Raw genomic sequence first — 21812 nt, 5'->3', positions numbered from 1 at the left:
GTAAGGCGAGTTAGAACTCGCCTTACCACTCACGACCGGGGTCTCAGGTCCGGACGAGGGCCTGGGGCTTCCCCAGCACGGTCTTGCCGTCGAACTTCACCACGAGGTCGATGCGCGCGATCCCGTCGTCCTTCACGTCGGCCACCTTCCCGGTGACCTCGACGACCGCGCCTTCCGGCGTGTTCGGCACCACGACCGGGCGGGTGAAGCGGGCGCTGAAGTCGACCAGCCGGCCCGGGTCGCCGAGCCAGTCCGTCACCACGCGGCCCGCCACCGCCATCGTCAGCATCCCGTGCGCGATCACGTCCGGCAGGCCGACGCCCTTCGCGAACGCCTCGTTCCAGTGGATCGGGTTGAAGTCGAGCGCCGCCCCGGCGTAGCGGACCAGCTGCTCGCGGGTGATCCGGACCTCGAGGGCAGGCAGTTCGTCACCAGTGTTCACGCCGTCTCCCCTCGGACCACCAGCTGCGCGCGGGTGGTGCAGACCTTCTGGCCCGCGGCGTCGGTGATGTCCGCGCGCAGGTTGATGAAGTCGTTGCCGGCGCGGGCCATGATCCCGTCGATGTGGGTCGTCACCTCGAGCACGTCGCCGGCGTACACCGGGCGCGTGTGGGTGAAGCCCTGGTCGCCGTGGACCATCCGCGAGTAGTCGAGCCCCAGTTCGGGGTCGGCGACGATCGCGTTGATCGAGGCGAGGTTGATGATCGTGAGGAAGGTCGGCGGGGCGATCACGTCCGGGTGGCCGGCTTCGCGGGCCGCCTCCGGGTCGCGGTAGAGCGGGTTCGTGTCGCCGATCGCGTCGGCGAACTCCCGGATCTTCTCCCGGCTCACTTCGTAACTGGTCTCCGGCGGATAGCTCCGCCCGGTGAACGACTGGTCCAAGGGCACGGCGACGAGGCTACCAACAGCGAGAAGCCGCCCGGAGCAACTCCGGGCGGCTTCTTCGAGCTGGTGTGAACGCGCTACGTCAGCGGGTTTCCTTGTGCGTCCGGTGCGTACCGCAGTTCGGGCAGAACTTCTTCATCTCCAGGCGATCCGGGTTGTTGCGCCGGTTCTTCTTGGTGATGTAGTTGCGGTGCTTGCACTCTTCGCACGCCAGCGTGATCTTGGGTCGCACGTCGGTGGCAGCCACAGCGTTTCCTTCTCTCTCAGGTCCCGGGGGCCAGCCCCGTCGTTACCGCGTAGCGGTGGCCGGACTTGAACCGGCGACACAGCGATTATGAGCCGCTTGCTCTGCCAACTGAGCTACACCGCCCTTACATGACCCAAGCCGCGACACGCAGGCGTGACGCGGCTGAGGTCGTGAGCCCCTTTACGGAATCGAACCGTAGACCTTCTCCTTACCATGGAGACGCTCTGCCGACTGAGCTAAAGGGGCCTGGCCTCTCGCGAGGACTTGGAAAGATTAGCAAGGGCCGTCACCCGGCCGTGCAACCGGGGTCCCAAAACCGCAAAACCTCAGGTCAGGAGGGTCAACACGGTCTCGGAGTGCCGCCCCGGCGAGCGTGCGGTGCGGGCCTGGAGCCACGCCTCCAGGCGGTCCTCCGGCAGCGGCCGCGAGATCAGGTAGCCCTGGGCGACGTCACACCCCATCGCCTCGAGCTGGTCGCGCGCCACGTCCTCCTCGACGCCCTCGGCGACCACCGTCAGCCCGAGCGAGTGCCCCAGCTCGACGATCGACCGGACCACCGCGAGGTCGCCGAGGTCCGTGCCCATGCCGAGGACGAAGCTCTTGTCGATCTTGACCTGGTCGACCGGCAGCTGCCGCAGGTACGCCAGCGACGAGTAGCCCGTCCCGAAGTCGTCCACGGCGAGGGTGATGCCCAGCGAGTGCAGCTCGCGCAGGATCGGCAGCGCCTTCTGCGGGTCGGACATCACGCCGGACTCGGTCAGCTCGAACGTCAGCAGCTCCGGCGGGATGCCGTAGTGCTCCAGCTCGCGCGCCACCTTGTTCGGGAAGTCCTCGTCGGCCAGGTTGCGCACCGACAGGTTGACCGCGACCGAGATCCGCAGGCCCTCGTCGAGCCACTTGCGGCAGCGCTTGAGCGCCTCGCCGAGCACGAAACCCGTCAGGACGCCGATCAGGCCGGCCGCCTCGATGGCCGGGACGAACTCGTCCGGGCCGAGCCTGCCGAACTCCGGGTGCACCCAGCGGACCAGCGCTTCGACGCCCTGCACCTGCCGGTTCGGCAAGGTGATCTTCGGCTGGTAGTGCACGCTGACCTGGCCGTCCTCGAGGGACTGCCGGAACTGCGTCACCATCTGGAAGCGCCGCAGGAAGATCTGGCCCATGCTCGGCACGTAGCCGCGGACCTCTTCGCCGCCCTTGGTCGCGCGGACGGCGACGTCGGCGCGCTGCAGCAGGCCTTCGATGTCGACGACGTCGCCGGGTTCCTCCGCGGACGTCGTCGCGTAGCCGATCATCGCGTTCGCCTCGACCGACAGCCGGTCGACCGGGTACGGCGCCGACAGCTCTTCGCGCAGCCGTTCCGCCGCGCGGTGGGCGTCCTCGGGCGGGCAGCCGACGAGCAGCGCCGCGAAGGACGCGCCTTCGAGCCGGGCGAGCGGGACGTCGGGGCCGAGCGCGTCGCGGATGCGGCGGCCCGCGGCGACGACCATCCGGTCGGCCCAGGCGTAGCCGAGCGCGTCGCTGACCGTCGAGAAGACGTCGAGGTCGATCCGCAGCACCACGGCGTTGGCGAAGTCCCGCAACGGTTCCTTCGCCACCTGCCGGAAGCCCGGCCGGTTGAGGTGCCCGGTGAGCGGGTCGTGGTAGGCGTCGTGGCGCAGCGTCGCCAGCAGCCGCCGGTTGTCCAGCGACGTCGCGAGGTGGCTGGCCATCGTGCCGAGCAGCTGGACGTCGTACTTGCCGAAGCCGCGCCAGCGGGACAGCCGGTCGTGCGCCTCGACGACGCCGAGCAGCCGGTTCGCGCTGCGCAGCGGGACGACGAGGGCCTCCTGCGCGCCGCGGTCGAGCAGCGCCGCGCGGACGTCGGGATTGGCCTCGGTGATCCGGAAGTGCCGGACGTGCGCGCCGGGCAGGCGCAGCAGTGGGTCGTCGGCGGCCGGGTCGGCGGGCGGCAGGTCGTCGCCCGCGACGACGACCCGCATGGTGTCCTTCGGTTCCAGCCGGAGTCTCAGCACGACGCGGCCCGCGGCGAGCTGGTCCTTGATGCGCTCGGCGATCGTCGCCCACTCGCGGACGTCGACACCGCCGACGAGCTCGTCCGCGCGGCTGGCCGGGCGCGCCGCGGCCTGCTGGCCGGAGCGGGCCACCATCAGGCTGACGTCCGAGAGCGCCTCCATGTCCCGCTGTTCGCGCAGCAAGTCGGAGTACGCCCAGTACAGCGCGGTCAGGCCGAGGAAGACGGCCAGCACGAGCGGCCACGCCTTGGGCGTGCTGGAGATGACGAGGTAGCCGGAGAGGCCGACGGACGCGTTGACGAAGCCGACGACCAGGATCCGCCCGGTGAGCCGGACAGCGGTGCTGACGCGCATCCGGCGGCGCAGCACGCGGACCGCGGCCAGCGCGAGCAGCGTGCTCACCAGCGGCGCGGTCAGGGTGCCGGCCAGCGCCGCGACCCACGGGATCTTGTCGCCGGACCCGACGGCGTGTTTCACCAGCCCGGCGACCGCGAAGGCGCCGGTGATCTCGAGCAGGAACGCGCCCGCGTTGTAGAGGACGCGGCCGGCGACCTTCCTGGCGAGCAGCGTGCCGATCCCGGCGACCAGGTGCGCGGCCAGCACGACCTCGAACGGCGCGATGAAGAACCCGATCACGAGCGGGATCTCGGTGAAGGAGATGGTCCACGAGATGCCGCTGCGGACGTCGACGTTGATGCCGAGCTGTTCGGCGAGCAGGAAGGCGACCGCCAGCACCGGCCCGATCCACAGCAGGCGATCGTCCCACTCGAACGGCAGCCAGGAGCCGACCGCGAACGCGGCGACGAGCCCGAGGCTCAGGACGGCGAAGGTGTAGACGCGGAACCGGCGCTCGTCGGTGCGGGCCTCGGCGGAGGCGGCCTGCGGCGGTGTCCCGGAAGCGGCTCCCGGCCCGGGCTGCGCCTGCGCGACGGCGTCGCCGTGGGCGTTGGTGTCCGGCATCCGACCTTCCCTCCCGGCTTGTCCACCGGTGCTGATCCGTGACTTCGGGTGTGGACAGGGGCCATACCGTACCCCGTAGGGCGTACCCGTGTCCCTTTCGAGACAGTAGGAGATCACCCCAGGGTTAACAATGCCTCGAACGCGCTGACCTGCGTGGACCAAGGGGTGAAACGGCAGGTGTCGTAACTGTGGCAGTTCTCTTCGCACGCCCGGCCCGGTAGCGCTTCAATGGGGCCCATGCACAGCGACGTGATTGCCACCGAACACGCGGCGCGGCTCGCGGCGGTGGACTCCCTTCTCCCCGGTTCGACTCCCTTCGAGGCGGCGGAAAACGCCGTGGTCCTGGAGGTGGCGACGGGCGACTCCGCCGCGTCCGGGCTGGCGTCCCGCGTCCAGGTGGACCGCGACGCCCCCAACGCGCCGTGGCGCGCGCTGACCGAGCACCGCCTCGACCTCCAGCTGGCCGGCCCGCAGCCGGCGGCCGTCCTCGACGCCCTCCTCACTCGATGGGATGAACATCTGCGCGCGGTCGCCGAGCGGGGTGACACCGAGACGGCGGCGATCGTCCCGCGCGCGAGCCGGGATGCCGCCGGCGCACGGGAAATGCTGCACCACGGGTTCGCGCCGCTGCGGGTGATCGCGGTCCGGCCGGCCCAGCGGCTGGTCCCGGCGACCCCGCTCGGCACCCCCGGCGTCAAGATCCGCCGCGCCGAGCCCGACGACCTCGAGACCGCCGTCGCGCTCGGCATGGAACTGCACTCCTACGACGCCCAGTACGGCACGGTGAACTGGCGGACCGGCGTCGAGGACATCCTCGCGAAGGACCTCGCCGAGCAGCTGAAGCGGCCGGAGCCGCCACTGTGGATCGCGGAGCTGTACGGCCGCCCGCTCGGCATGGTGAGCGTCCAGCACCCGGGCGAGACGGGCTGGATCAGCGGCCGCGTCGCCGCTTCCCGCGTCGGCTACCTGTCGTCGCTGGCCGTGGCCGAGGCGGCGCGGTCGTCGGGCGTCGGCACCGCGCTGGCCACGCACGCCCACCAGGTCCTCGACGAGGAAGGCGCGGACGTCGTCCTGCTGCACCACGCCGCGGCGAACCCGCTTTCGACGCCGTTCTGGTACGCCCAGGGGTATCGCCCTCTGTGGACGTACTGGCAGCGTCGACCGGCTGTTCGTTGAACTACTGGTGGATTACCGCCGGTGCGCAGGGCTTATAGGCTGGGCCCCGCCGCCAGCGAGGGGAGCCACAAGTGACCGACCAGCGGGATTCCGCGCCGAGAGCGCCCGAGGGTGTCGACACCGAGAAGCCGTCCGCGGCCCGGATCTACGACTGGTACCTGGGCGGTACCCAGAACTGGGCCGTGGACCGCGAGTTCGGCCGGCGCATGGAACAGCAGTGGCCGCTGGTGCGCCCGGGTTCGAAGCAGAACCGCGAGTTCATGAACCGTGCGGTGCGGGCGGCGCTGCGGGCCGGGATCCGGCAGTTCATCGACCTCGGCTCAGGCGTGCCGACGGCCGGCAACGTGCACGAGGTCGTCGAGGCGGAGCTGCCCGAGGACCACGACGCGAAGGTCGTGTACGTCGACTACGAGCCGGTCGCCGTCGCCCACGCGACGCTCATCCTCGAAGAGAGCATGGCGACCGACTGGGCCGGCATCGTCCAGGCCGACATGCGGGACGCGAAGTCCGTGCTGCGCGCGGAAGAGACGCGGCGGCTGATCGACTTCTCGCAGCCGGTCTGCCTGATCATGGCGGCGGTGCTGCACTTCGTCGGGCCCGACGACGACCCGGACGGGCTGCTGGCGGCGTACCGGGACGCCCTCGCGCCGGGCAGCTGGCTGGCGATTTCGCAGATGAGCGAGGGCGACGGCACCGGCCAGTACCTGGAGGGGCTGCGCTGGTTCGTCGAGCAGTACCGGAAGACGAGCAACCCGGTCTGGCTGCGCAACCGCGAAGAGATCGAGCCGCTCTTCGGCGACTGGCGGCTGCTGGAGCCGGGCGTCGTGCACCTGCCGGACTGGCGGCCGGACCGGAAGATCAACGCCCTGGAGGCCGAGGCGCGCCCGTTCGCGTGGTGCGCGGTTGCGGAGAAACCAGGCGCCTGACCTGCGGTTTCGCTGATCGCTGTGGGCGAACGCACCATCGGAAACAAACACACCCATCGGAGAGTTGAGCTAGGCAGACTCAACTATCCGAGGAGTGCACATGTCCGACACCCGCCTCCTGCCCGTGCTCCCGCTCGATGACGACGTCGTCCTGCCGGGCATGGTCGTCCCGCTCGACCTGAGCGACACCGAGACACGGGCCGCGGTGGAGTCCGCCCAGGCCAAGACGCCGAGCCAGGCGTCGTTCCCCGGCATCCGCTCGTCCGCGGGCACCAAGGCCGAGGTCCTCATCGTCCCGCGCGCCCACGGCGAGTACGCCGAGTTCGGCACCGTCGCCACGGTCGAGCGCATCGGCCGCGTGCCCGGCGGCAAGGCCGCCGTCCTGCTGCGCGGCACCGGCCGCGCGCTCGTCGGCCGGATCGCCGACGGCCCCGGCGCCGCCCGCTGGGTGCACGCCGAGGACGCCCCCGAGACCACCGACGACCGGACCGCGCAGCTCGCGGCCGAGTACAAGGCCGTCGTCATCTCGATCCTGCAGCAGCGCGGCGGCTGGCAGCTGATCGACGCCGTCCAGCAGGTCGAGGACGCTTCCGCGATCGCCGACCTGTCCGGCAACGCGCCGTACCTGTCCACCGAGCAGAAGCTGGAGCTGCTGACCACGCTCGACGTCAGCGCGCGCCTGGAGAAGGCCCTCGAGTGGAGCAAGGAGTACCTCGCCGAGCTCGAGGTGACCGACACGATCCGCAAGGACGTCGCCGAGGGCATGGAGAAGCAGCAGAAGGAGTTCCTGCTGCGCCGCCAGCTCGAAGCGATCCGCAAGGAGCTCGGCGAGCTCGACGGCACCGCGCAGGACGACGACTACCGCGCCCGCGTCGAAGCCGCCGAACTGCCCGACGCCGTCAAGAAGGCCGCACTGGCCGAAGTGGACAAGCTGGACCGCACGTCCGAGCAGTCCCCCGAAGGCGGCTGGATCCGCACCTGGCTGGACACCGTCCTGGAGCTGCCCTGGAACGAGCGCACCGAGGACGTCTACGACATCGCCGCGGCACGCGCGGTTTTGGACGCCGACCACGCCGGCCTCGCCGACGTGAAGGAACGCATCATCGAGTACCTGGCCGTCCGCAAGCGCCGTGCTGAGTCGGGTCTCGGCCCGGTCGGCGGACGGCGGTCGGGCGCGGTGCTCGCCCTCGCGGGCCCTCCCGGGGTCGGCAAGACGTCGCTGGGTGAGTCCGTCGCGAAGGCCATGGGCCGCAAGTTCGTCCGCGTCGCCCTCGGCGGCATCCGTGACGAGGCGGAGATCCGCGGCCACCGCCGCACCTACGTCGGCGCGCTGCCCGGCCGGATCGTCCGCGCCATCAAGGAAGCCGGCTCGATGAACCCGGTCGTGCTGCTCGACGAGATCGACAAGGTGGGCGCCGACTACCGCGGCGACCCGACCGCGGCGCTGCTCGAAGTGCTGGACCCGGAGCAGAACCACACGTTCCGCGACCACTACCTCGAGGTCGAGCTGGACCTGTCCGACGTCGTGTTCCTGGCGACGGCCAACGCGCTGGAGACCATCCCCGGCCCGCTGCTGGACCGCATGGAGCTCGTCACGCTGGACGGCTACACCGAGCACGAGAAGGTCACCATCGCCCGCGACCACCTGCTCCCCCGCGAGCTGGAGCGCGCCGGCCTCGGCACCGCGGACGTCGCCCTGACGGACGCCGCGTTCAGCCGGATCGCCGCCGAGTACACCCGCGAGGCGGGCGTGCGCGACGCGAACCGCACCATCGCCAAGGTGCTGCGGAAGATCGCGACCAAGGTGGCCCTGGACGAGGTTTCCCTCCCGCTGACGGTCGACGCCGCCGACCTGGAGGCGTACCTCGGCCGGCCTCGGCACCTGCCGGAGTCGTCGCTGCCGGCGTCGACGCAGCGCACGGCGACCCCGGGCGTGGCGACCGGCCTGGCGGTGACCGGCGCGGGCGGTGACGTCCTCTACATCGAGGCGTCGCTGGCCGACGAGGAGTCCGGTGCGTCCGGGCTGCAGCTGACCGGCCAGCTCGGCGACGTCATGAAGGAGTCGGTGCAGATCGCGCTGTCCTACCTGCGGTCGCACGGCGCGGAGCTGGAGCTGCCGGTGGGCGACCTGCGCAAGCGCGGCATCCACGTGCACGTCCCGGCGGGCGCGGTCCCGAAGGACGGGCCGTCGGCGGGCATCACGATGACCACGGCGCTCGCGTCGCTGCTGTCGGGCCGGGTGGTCCGCGCGGACGTGGCGATGACCGGCGAGGTGTCGCTGACCGGCCGCGTCCTGCCGATCGGCGGCGTGAAGCAGAAGCTGCTGGCGGCGCACCGGGCGGGGATGAAGACGGTGATCATCCCGCAGCGCAACGAGCCGGACCTCGACGACGTCCCGGCCGAGGTGCTGAGCCAGCTGGACGTGCACGCGGTGGCCAACGTCCGCGAGGTCCTCGACCTCGCCCTGACCCCGGCTTCGACGCCGGTTTCCCAGGCGGCGTAACCCCGAGCGCCGCCGCCCCAGGACGGCCGGTTTCCCTCCCCGCAAGGGAAACCGGCCGTTCCCCCTTATCCGTGGAGCTTCCGGGCGGCGACCAGGTAGCCGGTGCCCAGCCAGCGCTTGGCGCCGCGCGCGACGGTCTTCTCCGGGTGCGCCCGCCACGAGCGGTCCCGGCGCCGCACGAGCCTGTCGATCGGCGGCACCGACGCGGTGACGTCGTAGGCGATGACCTCTTCCGGCTGCAGGCCGGCGCGCCACAAGAGTTCCCGCAGGCGCCGCGGCGTCAGCGCGACGATTCCGGTGCGCCGCGCACCGTGGCGTCTCGACGGCGGGACGCCGACGAGCCGTTCGATCGCCCCGAGGGTGCGGCGGGCGGGCCAGAAGACGCCCCATTCGAAGAGCCGGTACGGGCTCCGGGGGTTGAGCATGGTCGTCACGACGAGGCCGCCGGGCCGCGTGACCCGGGCGATTTCGTGCAGCGCGAGCACGGCGTCGGTGTATTCGAGGACGCCCATCGCGAGAACGACGTCGAACTGCTGGTCGGCGAACGGCATTTCCTGGATGTCGCCCACGGAAAGTTTCACGCCGGCATCGGCGCCGACGCGCGCGGCCACGGCATCGATCATGGCGGGCGACTGGTCGCACGCGGTGATGCGGAAGTCGCCGGCCCGGGTGTCGAGCAGGTGCCGCACCATCATCCCGGGCCCGCAGCCGACGTCGAGCAGATCACCGCCGGGACAGTCCCCCAGCACCTGGTCGATGGCGTAGCGCCGCGAGTGGTGGTACCGCGCGGTGGGTCCCCATCCGGCGTGGTCATCGGCGTAACCGGCGACGAGTTCGGGTTCGGCGTACTGCACCCGGACCAGCTCCTCGCGGGCCGGTCGCAACGGCACGGGAATGGACATGTGCTCCTCCAACGGCTCGGTGGAATCCCCCGGAAGCCCTGCACCCCAAATGGGGGTCGAGTCGCTCAAGAAATGCGTTACCGGTTTACGGGAATCAACTCGAAAGGCGGAGCGGATCTTCGCCCGAATCGGCCAACGGAGTAACCCGGCGCGTCCGTTTACCGGACAACGCACCGATCACCGGTCGATATCTCTCAAATAACACATAGCCGACGAACAGCCACGACACCGTCGACACAAATCTTTCCGCCGACCGAAAATGGACACGGTAACGCTGCGAAGTCAATTTGAGAATTGACCACACCGAAACGGGTAGCACATTGGGCCGTTCGGCGGCGCCGGTCACAGACACGAAGGAGCCCCGCGCCGTGACGCGGGGCTCCTTCAGTGGGTGGCGGGTGAGGGATTCGAACCCCCGTAGGCGTAAGCCAACTGGTTTACAGCCAGTCCCCTTTGGCCACTCGGGTAACCCGCCTAGGCCGGTCGTACCGGCCGGGGAGAAGCTTACCCAACGGAGTAGAGCGGGGGTCAACCGGGTTACCCGTCGGGTGGCAGGGGCTAGGCTGGGTGGCCCCTGACGAGCGAGTACGAGGTGTGAGGACACGTGGCGGATCCCTCTTTCGATGTCGTGAGCAAGGTCGACCGCCAGGAGGTGGACAACGCGCTCAACCAGGCGAGCAAGGAGCTGGGCACCCGGTTCGACTTCCGCGGCACCGGCACGACGATCAACTGGTCCGGCGAGGAGGCGCTCACAATCGAGTCCGAGACCGAGGAGCGCGCCCTGGCCGCGGTCGAGGTGTTCAAGGAGAAGCTGATCAAGCGGAACATCTCCCTGAAGGCCTTCGAAGCGGGCGAGCCGGCGCTGTCGGGCAAGATCTACAAGATCGGCGGCAAGATCCTGCAGGGGATCGCGTCGGACAAGGCCAAGCAGATCGCCAAGTTCATCCGGGACGAGGGGCCGAAGGGCGTTCAGGCCCAGATCCAGGGTGATCAGCTGCGGGTGTCCGGCAAGAAGAAGGACCAGCTGCAGGAAGTCATTGCGCTGCTCAAGGGCAAGGACTTCGAGATCGCCCTTCAGTTCACTAACTACCGGTGATCGTCGGCGCGGGCACCCGGACCTCGGGTGCCCGCGGCTGAACGGCCGCAGTTCAGGTGACTGCGGCTGAACGGCCGCAGTTCGAGGGTGCCGCGGCCGAGCGACCGGCCCCGACTTGGGCGTGGGGTGAAAAGCTGTCCTCGCCGGACGGGCAGGTCTCCGAGATGGCCGGGTGTGCTCTTCGTCTCCCCGTCCGTGGTGGGCCTGCGCGGCATCTCGTCGACCTCCACGAGGGCTATCACGCCGCGTCAAGGGGGCGCTTCTGCTTGACCGTCACCTCTCGCTTGATGTGCCCCCTTGACCCGGCGTGATCGGGCTACGCCAGGTCGACGAGATGCCGCGGGCCCACCACTTTGTTTTTCTCGCCTGGCCTGCGCTGTTTCTCACGCCGGCGTCAACGTCCAGGTTGTCTCGTAGCCCTCCACCATCACGTACGCCGGGCCCTTCACATCCCGCTCTACCTGGACGTCGCCTATCTGGTTCAGGATCAAGTCTCTGTCCTCTGGGGACATCGTCCAGATCGCTATGTTGCCTCTCGTCTTTGCCGTGAACTGGATGCGCGTTACGCCCGCGGGGAGCTTCAGTACCGCGTCGCCCTTGCCTGACGACGGCTTGCCCTGCTCTGCAGTCGGGATGCTTCGGTAGTCCGCGATCGTGGCCGTCCAGGGGGCGTTCGCGTGGACCGTCACCCTCTTTGTCGGGCGGTCCGGTTCCGTGTTCATCCACGTTGTGCCCTTGTACGGGCCTATTGCGTTGACCAGGCCGTGCTCGCCGCCGTCCGTGTCGATGATCACGTTGTCCGTGCACTTCGGGCAGTCGAACGTGAAGAAGCCCAGCTGGTCCGGGGGCCAAGTGGTGGCGAACTCGCCGCTGCCCTTGCCCGTGTGCGTCTCCGTCGGGACGTCTCGGGGGGCCGGGGGTGCCGTTGTGGTGGGTGTCGGGACCTCGTGCCTGGGTTCCGTGACGATCGTGCCGTAGCCCGTCGGCGGTGCGCACCCGGTGGCCAGTAGCAGGAGCAGCGCGCCGCCCAGCTTGAGTTTCATCGTTCCCCCCTCGTGGGCCGCTGCGGCCCCCGGTGATCTTTTCGGATGCCCTCGCCGCTGCGTTACGTCACCCGGACGTGCGAATGCGCCTGATGCCGCCGTCCTTGGGTGCGTGTTGTAATCGCGCAGTCACCGGGAGGGTCGGGATGCGTCGGTTGCTCGCTTTCGTGCTGTCGCTCGCGGCCGTCGCGTCGGTGCTCACGCCCGCCCGGGCCGCCGAACGGCAGCAGCTCGTTCCGGGGTTCGGGGCCTATCCGCGGCTGATCCGGCTGGCCCGCTCCGGGCACATCATTGCCACGCTGACCAGCGAAGACGCCGGTGGGAAGTTCGCTCCGGTGCTCGAGAGCACCGACGAAGGGGAGTCCTTCCAGCAGATCGGGGAGATCCGTGACCCCGAGGGGCGGTCCGGGATGTGCTGCGGGACCGTCTTCGAGCTGCCGGTACGCGTGGGCCGGCTGCGGGCCGGCACCCTGCTGTGGGCCGCGTCCTACCGGCAGGACGGCGGGGCTCAGCGCCGCATGGGGATCCGCGTCTGGGCCAGCAAGGACGGTGGGCGGTCGTGGACCTTCCTGTCCGAGGCCGCCCGCTCGCACAACATCGACGGCATGTGGGAGCCCGAGTTCACCGTCGACGCCGGGGGCACCCTCTGGCTCCACTTCGCCGACGAGACGCAGGCGCCGAAGTACGCGCAGGTCCTCAACCGGGTCGCCTCGACCGACGGCGTGACCTGGGGCACCAAGCAGCTCACCGTGGCGATCCCGCCGGACCGCGTGCGGCCCGGAATGCCGATCATCCGGCGGCTGCCCGACGGGCGCTACTACCTCGGCTACGAGATCTGCAACTTCGGCGACCGCTACTGCGACCCGCACTTCCGGATCTCGGCCGACGGCGCCAACTGGGGCGACCCCGCCGACCCCGGCACCCGGGTCGGCACCGCCGCCGGCAACTACTTCCAGCACGCGCAGACCATCACCCTCGTCCCCGGCGGCCCGAACGGTGTGCGGATCGTCATGGTCGGGCAGATCTACACCGACGCCCAGGGCCGGCCGCAGCCGCAGAACGGGCAGGTGCTGCTCGCGAACGACGACTTCGGCAGCGGGGACTGGTACGAACTGCCCGCTCCCGTGCCCATCACCGGCGTCTACAACAACTTCTGCCCCAACTACTCCTCGGCGCTGCTGCCCGTCGACGACGGCCGCAACGTGCTCGAGATCGCCACCGAGGACGATTCCGGGTGCAAGGCCTACTTCGGTAAGGGATCCGGCCCCCAGCCGCGGCACGTAGGGTGAAGCCCGAGTAGCCGAGGAGAGGGAGGCAGTCCATGAAGGGCATCGTGCTGGCCGGAGGCAGCGGGACACGCCTGCACCCGATCACCCAGGCGGTGTCGAAGCAGCTGCTCCCGGTCTACGACAAGCCGATGGTCTACTACCCGGTCTCGGTGCTGATGCTGGCCGGGATCCGCGAGATCCTCGTCATCTCCACCCCCACCGACCTGCCGATGTTCCGCCGGCTGCTGGGCAACGGCAGCCAGTTCGGAGTCTCGTTCTCCTACGCCGAGCAGCCGAGCCCCAATGGGCTGGCCGAGGCGTTCGTGATCGGCGCGGACTTCATCGGCGACGACGACGTGGCGCTGGTCCTCGGCGACAACATCTTCTACGGCCAGGGCTTCTCCGGCCGGCTGCAGCAGGCCGTGCGCGAACTCGACGGCTGCGTCCTGTTCGGCTACCCCGTCAAGGACCCCGAGCGCTACGGCGTCGGCGAAGTCGACGAGTCGGGCAAGCTCGTCACCATCGAGGAGAAGCCCGCGAAGCCGCGGTCCAACAAGGCGATCACCGGGCTGTACTTCTACGACAACGAGGTCGTCGACATCTCCCGCGCGCTGAAGCCGTCGGCGCGCGGTGAGCTCGAGATCACCGACGTCAACCTCACCTACCTGCGCCAGGACCGCGCGACGCTGGTCGAGCTCAGCCGCGGGTTCGCCTGGCTCGACACCGGCACGCACGACTCGCTGCTCGAAGCCGGCCAGTTCGTGCAGGTGCTGGAGCACCGCACGGGCGTGCGCATCGCGTGCCTCGAGGAAATCGCGCTGCGCATGGGCTTCATCAGCGCCGACGAGTGCTACGCGCTGGGCGAGAAGCTGGCGAAGTCCGGCTACGGCGACTACGTCAAGGCAGTCGCCGTAGCGGCGGGAGCTTCGGCCTAGCGTTACGGGTAGACCCGCAGCGCCGACGCCTTGTCGTTCATGCTGCCGAGCCCGTAGCACGTGTAGCAGGTGATGCTGGCGCCGCCGGGGCCGGGCAGGTCGTACAGCGTGCCGTGGCTGCAGGTCCCGACCGCCTCCCAGGACGACAGGATGTTGTTCTGGACGATGGTGCTCCACGTCCAGGTGTGGCCGCCCGAGCAGCCGGGGCTCGCCACGTCGAACCACCAGCAGGTGCCTCCGAAGTCGCTGTCCTGGCACCCGTAGCCGACGTGCACGTTCGCGGCCACCGTGTCCGGCGCCGCCAGGCCACTCCGGCACGAGGTCCGCGCCGCCGTGACGACGTTCGTGTTCCCCTGCTGGACGAACGCCGTGGCCTCGATCGTGCAGGCCTGGCTCCTGCTGGTTGCCGCGGACGCGGGTGCCACCAATCCCACCGCCAGCAGCAAACCGGCGGCCAAACTGAGGAATGCGGCGGTCAGCCGACGTTTCACCATGGACTTCTCCCCATCGTCGTGGTGTCTGAAACCGGACAACCCGATCCTCACACCGCGTCCGGCTCGTACCAGACCTTTCGACCAGGTTCGTAGTCCGTCACCAATGCCGGACCGGGGTCGGCAGCCCGTTCAGCAGGGCGAGGCCCATGGGCGTGAGGTGGTGCACGACCGAGGCGCCATCGCGGTGGCTGGCGATCAGCCCGGCGTCACGCAGGATCCGGGTGTGGTAACTGATGGTCTGGGCCGAAATCCGCAGTTTCCCGGCGATGGTCCCGGTCGCGAGCGCGTCGTTTCCGGCGAGGCCGAGGATCCGTGCCCGGGTGTCCCCGAGCAGATCGCTGAGCGTGCCGGCGCCCGCCGCGCACGGGCCGGTCCCGGATATCCACCGCGGGTCGTGCCGGATCGGCAGGACCAGCACCGGCGGGAGCTCGCGGTCGAAGAGCGTGACGGGGGTGCGGACGCAGTAGAACGACGGGATGAGCAGCAGCCCCCGGCCGTCGAGGTGCAGGTCGGCGTCGTGGGGGTAGCGGACCAGCAGCAGCGGTGGCCGCCATTCGCAGCCGGGCCCGAGCGACCGCAGCAACGCTTCGCTGCCGCCGGTGGCCACGGTCCGGGCGTACTCGGCGCGGACCTCCGCCAGCCGCCGGTCGATCTGCGGCCGGAACGGGGCCACGACAGCGTCGTAATAGGCGCGCAACGCCCGGCAAACGTCCGCGACCGCGTCCTTGTCACCCGTGGAAAGCAGCTGCACCCTCGGCGGCAGAACCCGCGTTCGCGCCAATTCGGTCAGCTGAACGGAAAACTGGGTTCGGGGCGTGCACCGCACCGCGTCGATCCCGGCGGCGATATCACCCGTTTCGGTGACGGGAGTGAGGAAATCCGGGAAGTACCGGGCGCAGGGATTAACACTGTTCAAGAAGCCGACGACGTCCGGGGAAATCATCGAAGCCGATCGCTGCCGCCAGGGATCGAACACCAGGTCGGGTCCCGGCGATTGCAGCACGTGCAGGCTCAGCACCACTTCCCACAGCCAGTCCGTGGCCCGGGCGAGCCGCAGGCGGCCCAGATCCTCGGACGTGAAATGGATGCGCAGCAACCCCTCGACGTTCACCGGCTCTCCCCCTGAGCGATTACGCCGAGCCCCCCTCGGCGTGTAGTGCACCGTCCCGATGAGGGGATCGCATCCGGGCGCCGAATTGCTACGCCGCCGGGCTCAGAACGGGCGGCGCGCCATCTCTTCGAGCCGGGCGATGCGGTCGGCGATCGGCGGGTGGGTCGAGAACAATTTGCTCAACCCCTCCCCCGGCCGGAACGGGTTCGCGATCATCAGGTGCGACTGCGACACCAGCTGCGGCTCCGCGACCAGCGGCCGCGCCCGCGTGCCCGCCTCCAGTTTCCGCAACGCCGACGCCAGGCCCAGCGGGTCACCGGTCAGCTCGGCGCCGGACGCGTCGGCCTGGTACTCCCGCGACCGGCTCACGCCCATCCGGATGACCGCCGCCGCGATCGGGCCGACGAAGATCAGCAGCAGGCTGAGCAGCGGGTTGCCGTCGCGGTTGTTGCCGCCGAAGAACAGGCCGATGTTCGCGAGCACGCTGATCACGCTGGCCAGCGCGCCGGCGACGCACGAGATCAGGATGTCGCGGTTGTAGACGTGGGACAGCTCGTGGCCGAGCACGGCCCGCAGCTCGCGCTCGTCCAGCAGCTCGAGGATGCCGGTGGTGCAGCACACGGCGGCGTGCCGCGGGTTGCGGCCGGTGGCGAAGGCGTTGGGCGCGGTCGTCGGGCTGATGTAGAGCTGCGGCATCGGCTGCCGGGCGATCTGGGCGAGCTCGCGGACGATCCGGTACATCGCGGGCTGCTCGACCTCGGACACCGGCCGCGCCCGCATCGCGCGCAGGGCCAGCGTGTCCGAGCTGAAGTACGCGAACGCGTTCATCCCGAGCGCGACGGCCAGGCCGATGACCAGGGCCCCGCGGCCGAAGAGCCCGCTGATCGCGACGATGATCGCCGACAGCAGGCCGAGCAGCATCGCCGTCTTGAGTCCGTTGTGGTGCCCGTGCACGCCCGCTCGCCTCCGTCCGCCTTCGCCGTGGTTTACCCAGTGGAAACAACGCGATCGGGGGACGCGAAGTTCCTTCAGGTGGGGATGGCGCGGGTTACCCTCGAACGGGCAGTCGATCAGGAGCGGAGGCGCCGATGCCAGGCCGCCGGCTACCCCGGAGGACGCTGTTCGCGCTGGTCACGGCGGGTGCCGCGGCGCTCGTCCGGCCCGGGACCGCGCAGGCGGCGGACGTCCGGTCGATCGACGTCGGCGGAGCGCCGGCCGGGGTCGCGGTGAACCCGGTCACCGGCCTCGGGTACGTCACCGATCCGCAGGCCGGGACGCTGACCGTGCTCGACCCGCGCAGCGCGTCGGTCGCCGGCGTGGTGGCCGTCGGCGGCGAACCCGCCGACGTCGCGGTCGACGCGACGGCCGGCCGGATCTACGTCGCGAACCCGCCCGGGGGCACCGTGGTGGTGCTCGACAGCCGGACCCACGACCTGGTGAGCGTGGTCGGCGCGGGCGCCGGGGCGTCGGCGCTGGCGGTCGACGAGGAGGCCGACCGCGTCTACGCCGTGAGCGGCGGCACCGGCACGCTCGCCGTGCTCGACGGCGTCAGCTGCACGCTGGCGGCGCTCGTGCCCGGCCCGAAGCCGAGCCTCGCCGCGATCGGTGTCGACCCCGGCCGCAAGCTGGCCCACTGCGCGAGCACGACCACGGACTCGGTCGAGGTGTTCTCGATCGACTCCGGCAAGTTCGTCGCCTCGGCCAAGGTGGGCCGCAACCCGACCGCGGTGGCGGTGCACCACGCGAGCGGCACGGTCTACGTCGCGAACTCCGGCATCCACCACATGTCCATTGTGGACGGTGTCACGCACGCCGAGCGCAAGACCGTTTTGCTGCGCAGTGAATCCTCCGCCCTCGCCGTGCACCAGGGCACGAACACGGTGTACACCAACGGCGGCCAGAACGGCCTCACCCGCGTCGACGGCGCCGCGGGCACGCTGAGCGGCGAGCTGTCGCTGGGCATCAACCCCGGTGCCGTCGCCGTCGACCAGCGAACGCGCGCGGTGTGGGTCACCGACCCGCTGCACGGCCGGGTCTTCGTGGTCCGCGACTTCTGACCGCGCAGCTGGGGCAACTCCAGGTATACGGTCGGAAGGCATGGAACTCGGACTGCAGATCCCCGACTTCACCTGGCCGAACGGGGCGTCCGCCCTGGGCGCCGACCTGGCGGCCGTCGTCCGCGCCGCCGACCAGGCCGGCTTCGGCTCCATCGCGGTGATGGACCACTTCTTCCAGATCGGCGCCGTCGGCCCGGCCGAAAACGACATGCTCGAGGCGTACACCACCCTCGGCTTCATCGCGGCGCACACCGAGCGCGCCAAGCTGCTCACCGTCGTCACCGGCGTCCTCTACCGGCACCCCGGCCTGCTGGCCAAGGCGATCACGACGCTGGACGTGCTCTCCGGCGGCCGCGCGATCCTCGGCATCGGCGCGGGCTGGAACGAGGAGGAGTCCCGCGGGCTCGGTTTCCCGTTCCCGCCCCTGGCCGAGCGGTTCGAGCTGCTGGAGGAGAACCTCCAGTACGTGCTGCAGATGTGGGCCGAGGGCGACGCGCCGTTCAAGAGCAAGCACTTCGACGCCGAACGGCTGCTGAACGTGCCGCAGGCGCTGTCGAAGCCGCGCCCGCCGATCATGATCGGGGGCGGCGGCGAAAAGAAGACGCTGCGGCTGGTGGCCAAGTACGCCGACCAGTGCAACCTGTTCAACAGCCCCGAGCTGGAGCACAAGCTCGACGTCCTCAAGCGGCACTGCGAGAACGAGGGCCGCGACTACGACTCGATCACCAAGACCGTCTACCACATCCTCGACATCGGCGAGCACGGCGAGAAGGCGGGCGAACTGGTGAACGAGCTGCAGCGGCTGAACGGCCTGGGCATCCACGTGGCCCTGGGCATGGTCCCGCACGTCCACAACCCGGCGATCCTGGAGAAGTTCGCGACCGAGGTCATCCCGGCCGCGGAGAAGATCGCCTGACCCTTCGCCGGAGCCCTCTCCGCGGAGCGGGCTCCGGCGTTCAGCCGTCCTTCGCCACCACCCGGGTCAGCGCCGCTACGCCGATTCCCACGACGGCGAGCGCGATGCCCGCGACCAACCAGCCCACCAGCGCGAGCACCACACCGGTCACCGCGAAGAGCGCGAACTCCAGCAGGAAACGGGCCGGCTCCGGGAGCCGCCGGCGTGCCCGCGGCGCGACGAACAGGCCCCACAGCGCGGCCGCCGCCACCGGCAGCAGGACGGCGTCGACGACGGCCAGCGCGAGTCCGCCGCCGAGCTGGGTGCCCGCCAGGGCCAGGCCGCCCAGGAGCGCCAGCTCGGTCAGGAAGCGGACCGTCAGCACCACGCCCGCGACCCCGCTCAGGCGGGGAGTCGGCTCCGAAGTCATCCCGCCAGCCTAGGACCGCGTCCACAGTGGACGTTACGGGTACGGACGGGCACGGATCGTGATCCTTGCCACAGTTGCTCCATCCAGGTTGCGGTTCCGAATCGGTCCACCAGTGGCTCCCGCGTCGCTGTAACGACCTTCCGGCGCCGGTCGACGTGTCTGATGCATATCGCGACCGCGAGCCAAGGAGCCTGGTAGATGACCACATGTCGACTCTGCGGTTCGACAAACACGGCCGGCGTCGTCGACCTCGGCGCGACTCCCCCATGTGAGCGATTTCTGACGGCCGAGCAGCTCGACGAGCCCGAAGCCACCTTCCCGCTCCACCTGAAGGTGTGCACCGACTGCTGGCTGGCCCAGATCCCGCCGTTGATCGACCCGGACGACACCTTCACCGAGTACGCGTACTTCTCGTCCTTCTCGACGTCGTGGGTCGAGCACGCGAAGCGCTTCGTCGACGGCGCGGTCGACCGGCTCGGGCTGGGCGAGAAGTCGTTCGTCGTCGAGGTGGCGAGCAACGACGGTTACCTGCTCAAGCACGTCGTCGGGCACGGGATCCGGTGCCTGGGCGTCGAACCTTCGGTGAACGTCGGGCAGGCGGCGCGTGACGCCGGCGTGCCCACCCTGACGGCCTTCCTCTCCGAGGAAACCGGCCTGCAGGTGCGCGCGGAGCACGGCCCGGCCGACCTCGTCGCCGCGAACAACGTCTACGCGCACATCCCCGACGTCCTCGGCTTCACCAAGGGCCTGCGCGCCCTGGTCGCGGACGACGGCTGGGTCTCCATCGAGGTCCAGCACCTGCTCACGCTGATCGAGAAGAACCAGTACGACACGATCTACCACGAGCACTTCCAGTACTACACGGTCGAATCCGCACGCCGGGCGCTGGCGACCGGCGGCCTGACCGTGGTCGACGTCGAACTGCTGCCGACGCACGGCGGGTCGATCCGGCTGTGGGCGCGTCCCGACGCGGTCGCGGGCGAGCCGAGCGAGCGGATGACCGACGTGCTGGAGCGCGAAAAGGCCGCCGGGCTGCACGAGCTGTCCGGGTACACCGAGTTCGCCGAGCGCGTCACCCGCGTGCGGCTGGACCTGCTGAAGTTCCTCATCGAGGCGCGCAACGACGGGAAGACCGTCGTCGGCTACGGCGCCCCGGGCAAGGGCAACACCCTGCTGAACCACTGCGGCATCCGGACGGACCTGCTGCAGTACACGGTCGATCGCAATCCGTACAAGCACGGCCGGTTCACCCCCGGCACGCGCATCCCGGTGCTGCCGCCGGAGCGGATCGAAGCGGACCGGCCCGACTACGTGCTCGTCCTCCCGTGGAACCTCCGGGAGGAACTGACCGGACAGCTCTCCTACATCGGGTCGTGGGGCGGAAAGCTCGTGTTCCCGATCCCCCACCTGGAAATCGTCGAGGTGCAGTGAAGTGAAGGTCGTTCTCTTCTGCGGTGGCTACGGGATGCGGATGCGCAACGGCGCGGCCGACGACGTCCCGAAGCCGATGGCGATGGTCGGTCCGAGACCGCTCATCTGGCACGTGATGCGCTACTACGCGCATTTCGGCCACACCGAATTCATCCTGTGCCTCGGCTACGGCGCGGCGCACATCAAGAACTTCTTCCTGAACTACCAGGAGACCATCTCCAACGACTTCGTCCTCCGCAACGGCAAGCCCGAGCTGCTCTCGACCGACATCGCCGACTGGACGATCACGTTCGTGCAGACCGGGATCGAGTCGCCGATCGGCGAGCGGCTGCGCCGGGTGCGCCCGTACCTCGACGGCGACGAGATGTTCCTCGCGAACTACGCCGACGTCCTGTCCGACGTTCCGCTGCCCGACATGATCGAGCGGTTCTCGAACTCCGACACGGGTGCGTCGATGATGGTCGTGCCGCCGCAGTCGTCGTTCCACTGCGTGGAAATGGACGAGGGCGGCATGGTCGGCTCGATCACCGCGGTCAGCGAAATGCCGCTCTGGGAAAACGGCGGTTACTTCGTGCTGCGCCAAGAGGTGTTCGACCACATCCCGGAGAACGGCGACCTGGTCGCCGACGGCTGCGGCGAGCTCGCCAAGCGCGGCCGCCTGCTGGCCTACCCGTACCGCGGCTTCTGGAAGCCGACGGACACGGTCAAGGAGCGCGCGGCCCTCGACAACGCCTACACCCACGGTGAGCGGCCCTGGGCGCTCTGGGAGCGCACCGCCGCGAGCATCGCGTGATCGGGCTCCGGCCGGACCGGCTCACCGGCGTCGTCGCCCTCGGCGCGCACTGCGACGACATCGCGATCGGCGCCGGCGGCACGCTGCTGACGCTCTGCCGGTCCCGGCCCGGCCTGCGGGTCGACGCCCTGGTCCTGTCCGGCGGCGGCACGCCCCGCGAGGACGAGGAGCGGGCGGCGCTGGCGGCGTTCTGCCCGGGCGCGGAGCTCGACGTCACGGTGCTGAAGCTGCCGGACGGGCGCTTCCCGGCGCACTGGGAAGAGGCCAAGAACGCGCTGGAGGAACTGCGGCGGCGGACCGACCCGGACGTCGTGCTGGCGCCACGCACCGACGACGCCCACCAGGACCACCGCGGCCTGGCCAAGCTGGTGCCGACGGCGTTCCGCGACCACCTCGCGCTGGGCTACGAGATCGTCAAGTGGGACGGCGACCTCGGCAGCCCGTCGGTGTACCAGCCGCTCGACGACGACATCGCCGAGCAGAAGGTCCGGCTGCTGCAGGAGCACTACGCGTCGCAGCGGCACCGGCCCTGGTACGACCGCGAGGCGTTCCTCGGGCTGGCCCGGATCCGCGGGATCGAAGCGGCCGCGAAGTACGCCGAAGCGTTTTTCGCCAAGAAACTCACTCTAGATCTGAAGGGCTGAATCC

21 protein-coding genes and 3 tRNA genes are annotated in these 21812 nt (G+C 70.0%); 11 read left to right on the top strand and 13 right to left on the bottom strand.

Annotated features, from left to right (window positions below):
- Positions 1-43: 43 nt before the first annotated feature.
- From AB0M93_RS42210 to AB0M93_RS42185, 6 genes are all read right to left on the bottom strand, one after another.
- Positions 44-442 (bottom strand): MaoC family dehydratase, encoded by a 399-nt coding sequence (locus tag AB0M93_RS42210; protein ID WP_364285290.1) that lies wholly within the window; start codon positions 440-442, stop codon positions 44-46.
- Complete coding sequence (locus AB0M93_RS42205) at positions 439-888, bottom strand: MaoC family dehydratase N-terminal domain-containing protein (RefSeq protein ID WP_364285288.1); 450 nt, start codon at positions 886-888, stop codon at positions 439-441. Before AB0M93_RS42205 ends, AB0M93_RS42210 begins: the two co-directional genes overlap by 4 nt.
- Positions 889-967: 79 nt before the next feature.
- Positions 968-1132 (bottom strand): 50S ribosomal protein L33, encoded by a 165-nt coding sequence (gene rpmG, locus AB0M93_RS42200; protein ID WP_005152047.1) that lies wholly within the window; start codon positions 1130-1132, stop codon positions 968-970.
- 50 nt (positions 1133-1182) lie between these two features.
- Positions 1183-1255, bottom strand: a tRNA-Met gene (locus tag AB0M93_RS42195).
- Between the two features lie 50 nt (positions 1256-1305).
- Positions 1306-1378 (bottom strand) — tRNA-Thr (locus AB0M93_RS42190).
- Positions 1379-1458: 80 nt separating this feature from the next.
- The gene (locus tag AB0M93_RS42185; RefSeq protein ID WP_364285287.1) at positions 1459-4104 is read right to left on the bottom strand and encodes an EAL domain-containing protein; all 2646 of its coding nucleotides are present in this window, start codon (positions 4102-4104) and stop codon (positions 1459-1461) included.
- Positions 4105-4332: 228 nt separating this feature from the next.
- On the opposite strand from AB0M93_RS42185, the gene AB0M93_RS42180 reads away from it, so the two are divergent.
- The 3 genes from AB0M93_RS42180 to lon all read left to right on the top strand — a co-directional run bounded on the left by AB0M93_RS42180 (position 4333) and on the right by lon (position 8709).
- Positions 4333-5280: a GNAT family N-acetyltransferase gene (locus AB0M93_RS42180; protein WP_364285286.1), complete on the top strand. Its 948-nt coding sequence runs from the start codon at positions 4333-4335 to the stop codon at positions 5278-5280.
- Positions 5281-5351: 71 nt separating this feature from the next.
- Positions 5352-6206: an SAM-dependent methyltransferase gene (locus AB0M93_RS42175; protein WP_364285285.1), complete on the top strand. Its 855-nt coding sequence runs from the start codon at positions 5352-5354 to the stop codon at positions 6204-6206.
- A gap of 100 nt (positions 6207-6306) precedes the next feature.
- Positions 6307-8709 (top strand): endopeptidase La, encoded by a 2403-nt coding sequence (gene lon / locus AB0M93_RS42170; protein ID WP_364285284.1) that lies wholly within the window; start codon positions 6307-6309, stop codon positions 8707-8709.
- Positions 8710-8774: 65 nt separating this feature from the next.
- Here the strand turns inward: lon and AB0M93_RS42165 are convergent, their stop codons facing one another.
- Complete coding sequence (locus AB0M93_RS42165; protein ID WP_364285282.1) at positions 8775-9611, bottom strand: class I SAM-dependent methyltransferase; 837 nt, start codon at positions 9609-9611, stop codon at positions 8775-8777.
- A 392-nt stretch (positions 9612-10003) separates the two neighbouring features.
- Positions 10004-10086 (bottom strand) — tRNA-Tyr (locus AB0M93_RS42160).
- A 129-nt stretch (positions 10087-10215) separates the two neighbouring features.
- Between AB0M93_RS42160 and AB0M93_RS42155 the strand changes: the two genes are divergently transcribed.
- Positions 10216-10707 (top strand): YajQ family cyclic di-GMP-binding protein, encoded by a 492-nt coding sequence (locus tag AB0M93_RS42155; protein ID WP_364285280.1) that lies wholly within the window; start codon positions 10216-10218, stop codon positions 10705-10707.
- Positions 10708-11090: 383 nt separating this feature from the next.
- On the opposite strand, the gene AB0M93_RS42150 is transcribed toward AB0M93_RS42155, so the two are convergent.
- Entirely contained in the window at positions 11091-11750 is a 660-nt protein-coding gene (locus tag AB0M93_RS42150; protein WP_364285278.1) for a hypothetical protein, read from the bottom strand.
- Positions 11751-11896: 146 nt separating this feature from the next.
- On the opposite strand from AB0M93_RS42150, the gene AB0M93_RS42145 reads away from it, so the two are divergent.
- A complete protein-coding gene (locus AB0M93_RS42145) occupies positions 11897-13039 on the top strand; it encodes a sialidase family protein (RefSeq protein ID WP_364285276.1) in 1143 nt (380 codons plus the stop codon).
- A 32-nt stretch (positions 13040-13071) separates the two neighbouring features.
- On the top strand, positions 13072-13953 hold the full coding sequence (gene rfbA / locus AB0M93_RS42140) for a glucose-1-phosphate thymidylyltransferase RfbA (RefSeq protein ID WP_364285274.1): 882 nt from the start codon (positions 13072-13074) through the stop codon (positions 13951-13953).
- A gap of 2 nt (positions 13954-13955) precedes the next feature.
- Here rfbA and AB0M93_RS42135 read toward each other — a convergent pair whose 3' ends face one another.
- The 3 genes from AB0M93_RS42135 to htpX all read right to left on the bottom strand — a co-directional run bounded on the left by AB0M93_RS42135 (position 13956) and on the right by htpX (position 16512).
- Positions 13956-14447, bottom strand: a complete 492-nt coding sequence (locus AB0M93_RS42135) for a hypothetical protein (protein ID WP_364285272.1) — start codon at positions 14445-14447, stop codon at positions 13956-13958.
- A 97-nt stretch (positions 14448-14544) separates the two neighbouring features.
- Complete coding sequence (locus AB0M93_RS42130; RefSeq protein WP_364285270.1) at positions 14545-15558, bottom strand: helix-turn-helix domain-containing protein; 1014 nt, start codon at positions 15556-15558, stop codon at positions 14545-14547.
- A gap of 102 nt (positions 15559-15660) precedes the next feature.
- Positions 15661-16512 carry a zinc metalloprotease HtpX gene (htpX, locus tag AB0M93_RS42125; protein WP_364285268.1) on the bottom strand — a complete coding sequence of 284 codons (852 nt, stop codon included), beginning with the start codon at positions 16510-16512 and terminating at the stop codon, positions 15661-15663.
- A gap of 134 nt (positions 16513-16646) precedes the next feature.
- Here htpX and AB0M93_RS42120 point away from each other — a divergent pair, with 134 nt between their 5' ends.
- Both AB0M93_RS42120 and AB0M93_RS42115 read left to right on the top strand, forming a co-directional pair.
- Complete coding sequence (locus tag AB0M93_RS42120) at positions 16647-17615, top strand: hypothetical protein (protein WP_364285266.1); 969 nt, start codon at positions 16647-16649, stop codon at positions 17613-17615.
- 40 nt (positions 17616-17655) lie between these two features.
- On the top strand, positions 17656-18531 hold the full coding sequence (locus tag AB0M93_RS42115; RefSeq protein ID WP_364285264.1) for an LLM class F420-dependent oxidoreductase: 876 nt from the start codon (positions 17656-17658) through the stop codon (positions 18529-18531).
- Between the two features lie 40 nt (positions 18532-18571).
- On the opposite strand, the gene AB0M93_RS42110 is transcribed toward AB0M93_RS42115, so the two are convergent.
- Positions 18572-18940: a YrdB family protein gene (locus AB0M93_RS42110; protein ID WP_364285262.1), complete on the bottom strand. Its 369-nt coding sequence runs from the start codon at positions 18938-18940 to the stop codon at positions 18572-18574.
- Positions 18941-19138: 198 nt separating this feature from the next.
- On the opposite strand from AB0M93_RS42110, the gene AB0M93_RS42105 reads away from it, so the two are divergent.
- From AB0M93_RS42105 to AB0M93_RS42095, 3 genes are read left to right on the top strand one after another with little or no spacing between them, the layout of a single operon-like run.
- Positions 19139-20371, top strand: a complete 1233-nt coding sequence (locus tag AB0M93_RS42105) for a class I SAM-dependent methyltransferase (RefSeq protein WP_364285260.1) — start codon at positions 19139-19141, stop codon at positions 20369-20371.
- A gap of 1 nt (position 20372) precedes the next feature.
- Positions 20373-21164, top strand: a complete 792-nt coding sequence (locus tag AB0M93_RS42100) for a glucose-1-phosphate cytidylyltransferase (RefSeq protein ID WP_364285258.1) — start codon at positions 20373-20375, stop codon at positions 21162-21164.
- A complete protein-coding gene (locus tag AB0M93_RS42095; RefSeq protein WP_364285256.1) occupies positions 21161-21808 on the top strand; it encodes a PIG-L deacetylase family protein in 648 nt (215 codons plus the stop codon). Before AB0M93_RS42100 ends, AB0M93_RS42095 begins: the two co-directional genes overlap by 4 nt.
- The last annotated feature ends 4 nt before the right edge of the window (positions 21809-21812 follow it).

This window comes from Amycolatopsis sp. NPDC051102, assembly GCF_040682815.1.
Lineage (GTDB): Bacteria > Actinomycetota > Actinomycetes > Mycobacteriales > Pseudonocardiaceae > Amycolatopsis.
Note: the sequence above shows the minus strand (reverse complement) of the source record. Positions and strands in the feature narration are given on the sequence as shown.

Excerpts from the sequence above, each read along its gene's own strand:
- AB0M93_RS42185 (WP_364285287.1), bottom strand. The coding sequence starts at position 4,104 with ATGCCGGACACCAACGCCCACGGCGACGCCGTCGCGCAGGCGCAGCCC.
- AB0M93_RS42180 (WP_364285286.1), top strand. The coding sequence starts at position 4,333 with ATGGGGCCCATGCACAGCGACGTGATTGCCACCGAACACGCGGCGCGG.
- lon (WP_364285284.1), top strand. The coding sequence starts at position 6,307 with ATGTCCGACACCCGCCTCCTGCCCGTGCTCCCGCTCGATGACGACGTC.
- AB0M93_RS42165 (WP_364285282.1), bottom strand. The coding sequence starts at position 9,611 with ATGTCCATTCCCGTGCCGTTGCGACCGGCCCGCGAGGAGCTGGTCCGG.
- AB0M93_RS42150 (WP_364285278.1), bottom strand. The coding sequence starts at position 11,750 with ATGAAACTCAAGCTGGGCGGCGCGCTGCTCCTGCTACTGGCCACCGGG.
- AB0M93_RS42145 (WP_364285276.1), top strand. The coding sequence starts at position 11,897 with ATGCGTCGGTTGCTCGCTTTCGTGCTGTCGCTCGCGGCCGTCGCGTCG.
- rfbA (WP_364285274.1), top strand. The coding sequence starts at position 13,072 with ATGAAGGGCATCGTGCTGGCCGGAGGCAGCGGGACACGCCTGCACCCG.
- AB0M93_RS42135 (WP_364285272.1), bottom strand. The coding sequence starts at position 14,447 with ATGGTGAAACGTCGGCTGACCGCCGCATTCCTCAGTTTGGCCGCCGGT.
- AB0M93_RS42120 (WP_364285266.1), top strand. The coding sequence starts at position 16,647 with ATGCCAGGCCGCCGGCTACCCCGGAGGACGCTGTTCGCGCTGGTCACG.
- AB0M93_RS42115 (WP_364285264.1), top strand. The coding sequence starts at position 17,656 with ATGGAACTCGGACTGCAGATCCCCGACTTCACCTGGCCGAACGGGGCG.
- AB0M93_RS42110 (WP_364285262.1), bottom strand. The coding sequence starts at position 18,940 with ATGACTTCGGAGCCGACTCCCCGCCTGAGCGGGGTCGCGGGCGTGGTG.
- AB0M93_RS42105 (WP_364285260.1), top strand. The coding sequence starts at position 19,139 with ATGACCACATGTCGACTCTGCGGTTCGACAAACACGGCCGGCGTCGTC.